The sequence below is a fragment of the Anaerococcus sp. genome (assembly GCF_022770135.1).
GTDB lineage: Bacteria > Bacillota > Clostridia > Tissierellales > Peptoniphilaceae > Anaerococcus.
Genome location: NZ_JALEIL010000059.1, coordinates 1 through 6,229 on the forward strand (window position 1 = coordinate 1; position 6,229 = coordinate 6,229).

Sequence of the window (6,229 nt, forward strand, 5' to 3'; positions counted from 1 at the left end):
GATACATTGTAGATGAGCCTGGATACATTTTTGCTAGTTCGTTTATGATAAGCCCTATGTCACCGTAGCCTGTTTCTTCTAGGATTTTTTGGCCACGACTTGCTGCTAGGTCTATGTCTTCATTAGTCATTTGGGCTACTACGTCTGGGTCGAATTCGTAAAGTTCTACTAGGCTTTTCTTAAATTCATCGTAGTCGCCTTGGTTTTGGGAGAATTTCTCCACATTTTCACTAGAATTTTGTGCTTTTACATCACTAGTAGAGTTTTCGTTTTTGTCGAAGTTATTCTTGCCGACACTTTCTATATAGTCATTATAGAGACCTTCTGGGTTTTTGTCATAGGCTTTCTTGAAGGCTTCTTCAAGCTTTTTGTCAGACATTTTGTCTATTTCTGCTTGATCGTAGCCGAGGTTTGCTATGAATTTTCTCTCGTCAGCATACTTATCTGTAACCTTGTCAGTGCTTTTTGGCCAGTTGTACAAGTCTTCTATAGAATCTAGTGGGAATTTGTTTGAGTATTCTCTATAGTCTTTGGCAAGCTCTTGGAAGAAGAAGTCTTTTACATCCCAGTAGCCTGTCTTATCGCTTGCAGCCTTGGCACGGAGATAGTATTCCTTTATGTCATCGTCTGTCAATTCGTCGAGGACTTCTGGGTCAAACTCTCCTATATCTGTTATATATTTTCTGATGTCATCGTAGTTGATGTTTGCGAGAGCATCTTCTACATTTTTGTCAGAACCATCATCCTTCTTATCCTTGCTTTCTGCATCCTCGTCCTTGTCATCTATCAAGTCAGAGTGCTTGTCGCTTTCCTTTTCTTCAGCTAGTGCGTTTTCTATTGTTTTCTCTGATACATTTCCCTTCTTGGATCCTTCCAAGTTTTGGCATGAACTTAGAGCTAGGATAAGGGCAAATGCTAAAATCATATTTCTTTTCTTCATATATCCCTCCGTTTTTAATATGATACCCTTTTTGCTTATTTTTAATAATTGTACTGTTTTTTGGAGAAAAATTAATATTTTTTATTAAAATCGGATAAAAATTTCAAAAAATAGAGAAAATTTGTAACCTTTTTGTTGCAATTTTGATTAGAATAGTCTATAATATTCTTGAAATACTAAAATACAGGAAAAATAGCCAAATACTATAGATTATTTGTAATTAATTTGTAATTAAAATTTTATGGAAGAGGTAGAGATGAAGAAGGTAAATAAAACAATACTGTTAGCATCAACATTGTTTATATCTCAGGCAATTATGTCAGGAACATATTCATATGCAGAAGAAGATTATAAACTAGATGTTGATGAGAGCTTATCAGAAGATATTGGAGAAAAAGAAGCGTCAACTAGTGCAGAAGATAATTCAATAGCAACATACGATGACGACAACCTTGATAGAATCCTATCTGACTTAGAAGAGATGGGATATGCCAATACAAGTGAGAAAGAGCTTGAAGCTTCTAGCAAAGAAGATAAGGCGAAGGAGTCTAGCGAAAAGGAACTTGCTCCTGAACAAGAAATCCAACTCAAGGAGATTTCTGGAGACAAGGGACCAGCTGATGACCAAAATACTAAGGAAGATACTTCTAAGGATATCATATATTATGATAATTCTAGTCTTGATGACATATACAATGAAGTTCAGGCCCACGAAGCTAATACATCTACATCAGACAGGGGAAATTCTTCCGAAGATAGATCAGCAAGTAAGTCTGATTGGTATGAGGAAGATTCCAAGGTATACCACAAGGATAGCCAAGGAAATCTAAGCAAGGGTCTTTCCGAAATAGATGGCAAGAAATACTACTTTGCAAATGACGGAAGCCTTCAAACAAACAAAAAAGTCCTTACAAATGACTCCTATTACGAAGCAAGCGATAGGGGCATCCTAAGTACAAAGGCTAATGCTTGGGTCAATGTAGATGGCAAGACATATCGTACAGATGAAAATGGAAAAATCTATAAGGGTCTTACAAAAATCGGAAATGACTACTATAACTTCGATGGAAATGGAGTACTTACAACAGACTTCAAGGAAATAAAAGACGGAAAGTTATACATAAGTAATAAGGATGGCAAGATTACAAATCCTAAAAACTTTTGGGCTGCAATAGATGGTAAGACCTATAGAAGTGGCGATGACGGAAAACTTGTAAGAGGTGCTCGTACTATAGGCAAATACACCTATGTCTTCGACAAAGATGGTGTTATGGCCCAAAATAAGGGAATAATGTCTGCAGGTAGGTTCTACAAGACAGACAAGAGGGGAGTTGCTACAAATCCAAAGAACGCTTGGTTTGACTATAATGGCAACAAATACCACACCAATGTCAATGGTTACGTCCAAGAAGGTGTTTGGGAAATAGATGGAAATTATTATTACTTCACATCAAATGGCCTTCAAAAAAACACAGAGGTGACTCAAGGTGGAGTAACCTACAAGGTTGATGGAAATGGACTTGCAAAGCCAGTAGATAACAACATCAAGGGCTCAAAGAACCTCGATAAGGCTATGGAGTGGATGTTTACAGCAAGAAGAGCTGGCCTAACATACGATATGCACTGGAAAAATAGGACTTCTGACTGGGCGGCAGATTGCTCATCAGCAGTTTATAGGTCCCTAATCTACGGAGGCTTCCTAAAACAAGGTTCAGCCATAGGAAATACAGAAACCCTCTTCAAACTTGGAGCAGCAGGCAAGGTAATGTATGAGATATCTGAAAGCGAGATAAGATACGGAGATATATTCGTATCAGGAAGACCTGGTGCAAGTGCGGGAGCTGCAGGTCACACAGGATTCATCCTAAACAGGGCAAATGATACAATAATCCACATGTCCTACGGCCAAAATGGAATAGCTGTTACTCCTAGAAAAGGCTACATGGGAGATTCTTCTGGTCTACCTGTAAGATACTACAGACTTGTAGGAGCAGATTCAGACAGATTATACGAAAACAAAAAATAAAATCTAAGGAGTTCTACTTGATAGAAGTAGGCTCTTTTTTTATTTATAAAATTAAATTTAGAAAAATACATAATACATTTTATGATGGCTGTATTTAAGGATATCATATAATCTTTATTTGAATATTAAATGAATAAGATTTACCTTTAAAATGTTCTTATGATTTAGGAGATGTCTTTATAACAATAACTCTTTACAAGGAAGCTACAAAAACACAAGAAAGTAAATTAATACTTATACACAAATCTTTGACTAAAATGAATAAAAAAGGTAGAGTGTAAACAATTTCACAAATATAAATAAGGAAGGTTAGTATGAAGATTAAAAAAGTTTACTCATCTCTAATGGCCCTAGGACTCGTCCTAACACTTTCTGCGTGTGGATCTAGCACAGATTCAACCAAGGGTGGAGCGGATTCAAAGAGCGAAAATGAAGAGGCTAACAAAGCTACAGATGCCAAAGAAGCCTCAGAGACTCCGGAAGATTTTGACAAGCAAACTTCTGATGACACCATAGTTATGGGAGTTGATTCCTTAAATGGAGACTTCATCCAAGGCTATGCCAATGATGGAAATGACGTAAAGGTAAGAAGATTCATGGGTATAGAAGGAAACAATGGCTATGATTGCTATGTCCAAGACGAGGAAGGTAAGTTTCAAACAAACACAGCTGCCCTTGAAAAAGACCCTGAAGTAAAGATTAACGAAGATGGATCAAGGACAACAACTTATACCATAAAGAAAGACCTAAAATGGTCAGATGGAGAGCCTATCACAGCTGATGATTATATATTTGGAATCCTCCTAGAATCAGATAAGGACTTTAACCCACTAACAGCATCTATGAATATAGGAGCAGACTCACTCTTAGGCTACAAGGCCTTCAAAAATGGGGAGACTGATAGTTTTGAAGGAATCGAAAAACACGACGACTATAGCTTTAGCCTAACAGTAGATTCTTCCCAACTACCATATTTTGAAGTAGAAGTCCTATCGAATGCAGGCCCTAGCCCAATGCACTATATAGGAGAAAACCTAGCTGTTTCAGAAGATGGCAAGAAGCTTGTGGTTAAGGAAGGATATGAAGTCACAGATAAGGATAGAGACGACTACAAGAAATCTATAGACAAGCAAATAGAAATCCTAAAAGAAGGCTTCGAAGAAGATAGTGAAGGCCTTGATAAGGAAGGCGAAGACTACAAAAAAGCTAAGGAAGAATTAGATAGTCAAGTAGGAGAGCTTGAGGCTCGTAAAGATGGAGACGTAGACCCTACTAGACTCCTAATCGAAGAAGCTATGATCAAGCTTACAAGTGACTACAGATTTAATCCTAAAGTTACCTGTGGACCATACAAGTTCAATAAGTTCGAAAATAATATGGTTAGACTTGACCTAAATGAAAACTACCAAGGAAATTTCAAAGGTGATAAGGCAACTATTCCTCACATCATAGTTCAATTAGTAAACAAAAACATTGGACCAGACCTTCTAGAAAATGGAGATATAGATGTTTGGGAAGGCGAAACTGACGGATCAAAGATCGACCAACTCAAAAAGGCAGCAGACGATGGCAAAATCCAAGTAGGTTCTTACGAGAGAAATGGTTATGGAAACCTAACCTTCCTAGTAGATAGGGGAGCAACCCAATATAAAGAAGTAAGGCAAGCTATAGCAAGCCTAATGGATAGGAATGAATTCGTCCAATCCTTTTTGGGAGGCTACGGTGTTGTAACTAATGGTATGTATGGTACAAGCCAATGGATGTACAAGGAAAGAGGAGCAGATATAGAAGGTCAATTTGTAAATTGGGTTTTAAATATCGATAAGGCAAATGAACTTCTTGATAAAACTCCATACAAGTTCGAAGCTGATGGAACAACTCCTTGGGATAAGGACAAGGCCCTTGATGAGTTTAACAAAAACCAAGAGGGCTTCGACTACTATAGATATGATGAAAATGGAAACAAGCTCGTTGTAAACCAATACGGTGCAGAACAATCACCAATCACAACCCTAATATCTAACCAACTTCCTCCAAATGCTAAACAAGCTGGAATGGAATATAACGTAACAAGCGGATCCTTCTCAACCCTAATAGACCTCTACACCTTCCCTAAGGAAGATGCAGAGTATACAGCCTTCTCAATGGCATCAGACTTTGCTACACCATTTGACCCATGGCTATACTATTCAAAGGAAGGTCCATTCAATAGAAACAAGGTAGACGATCCAAAGGCGGATGAAGTAACTACTGCCCTAAGAAGAACAGAGCCAGGAGAGAAGGAAGCTTATCTAGATAAGTGGGAAGATTTCCAAAAATGGTACAACGACTACCTACCAGAAATTCCACTATATTCCAATGTCTTCCACACAGGATACAGTAACAGAATCAAGGGCTTTGATATAATGACACCGGTATGGAAGGCATCTGATCAAATAAATGCTATGACAATTGAATAAGGATTCTTATAAATAAGACAAATTAAAGGGGTGAGCTCTAGAGGGTCGCCTCTTTTTGCTTGAATTAATTTTCTTTAAATTTGCCGTGTTTGGGCAAGATATTTGCATTATCATTAGAGAAATAAAAATACAGGAAGTTGAAATTTCTACAAATATTTTTTTGTTGAGTAAAAGTGGAGCGGATGTTGGAATTTAATGTATTAGTACTTTAATAAGACTAGGGGTCCTGTATTATATTACATGAATATAATTCAAAAATCCCTAATATTAAAGAAATATAAAGAATAAAAATTCTATCTAGTGCATAAAATCATAGGAAATCCTTGACAAAATCTATTCATTGAGTTAAAATATATAAATATAAAAGTTACTTAATTTTTTAGGGGGAAAACCAATGAAAATGAAAAGAGTTTTTTCTTCATTAATGGCACTTGGACTAGCTAGTACTCTAGTTGCTTGTGGCGGTGGAGAAAATAAAGACGACAAAGCTGCTAATAATGACGCAGATACAAAAACTGAAGATAAAAACGAAGAAGCTACAGACGATAAAGACGCAGCTGAAGGCGAAGATGCTGCCGAAGAAAGCACTGAAGACTTTGAAGCACAAACATCAGACGATACTCTAGTAGTAGGTCTTGGTGAGCTTAATGGTGACTTTCTACAAGGATGGACCAACAACTCTGGAGATGTTAAGGTTAGAAAATATCTTGGTATCGAAGGAAACAACGGTTACCAAACAGTTGTTCAAGACGAATCCGGAGCTTGGGTAAATAATACAGCTGTTCTAGATGGTGAGCCTTTATC

The 6,229-nt window shown here is 37.3% G+C and carries 3 protein-coding genes and 1 pseudogene; 3 read left to right on the forward strand and 1 reads right to left on the reverse strand.

Features of this window, described 5'->3' with window-relative positions; all coding sequences use genetic code 11:
* The coding region (locus tag MRZ08_RS02640) for a hypothetical protein (RefSeq protein ID WP_297378968.1) at positions 1-940 on the reverse strand (940 nt) is incomplete at its 3' end.
* Between the two features lie 256 nt (positions 941-1,196).
* On the opposite strand from MRZ08_RS02640, the gene MRZ08_RS02645 reads away from it, so the two are divergent.
* From MRZ08_RS02645 to MRZ08_RS02655, 3 genes and pseudogenes are all read left to right on the forward strand, one after another.
* Positions 1,197-2,966, forward strand: a complete 1,770-nt coding sequence (locus MRZ08_RS02645; protein WP_297378970.1) for a peptidoglycan amidohydrolase family protein — start codon at positions 1,197-1,199, stop codon at positions 2,964-2,966.
* A 314-nt stretch (positions 2,967-3,280) separates the two neighbouring features.
* Positions 3,281-5,425 carry an ABC transporter substrate-binding protein gene (locus MRZ08_RS02650; RefSeq protein WP_297378972.1) on the forward strand — a complete coding sequence of 715 codons (2,145 nt, stop codon included), beginning with the start codon at positions 3,281-3,283 and terminating at the stop codon, positions 5,423-5,425.
* 394 nt (positions 5,426-5,819) lie between these two features.
* Positions 5,820-6,229 (forward strand): annotated as a pseudogene (locus MRZ08_RS02655) (ABC transporter substrate-binding protein); the annotation flags it as partial.

Coding starts and splice junctions, on each gene's coding strand:
- MRZ08_RS02650 (WP_297378972.1), top strand. CDS start 3,281: ATGAAGATTAAAAAAGTTTACTCATCTCTAATGGCCCTAGGACTCGTC.
- MRZ08_RS02645 (WP_297378970.1), top strand. CDS start 1,197: ATGAAGAAGGTAAATAAAACAATACTGTTAGCATCAACATTGTTTATA.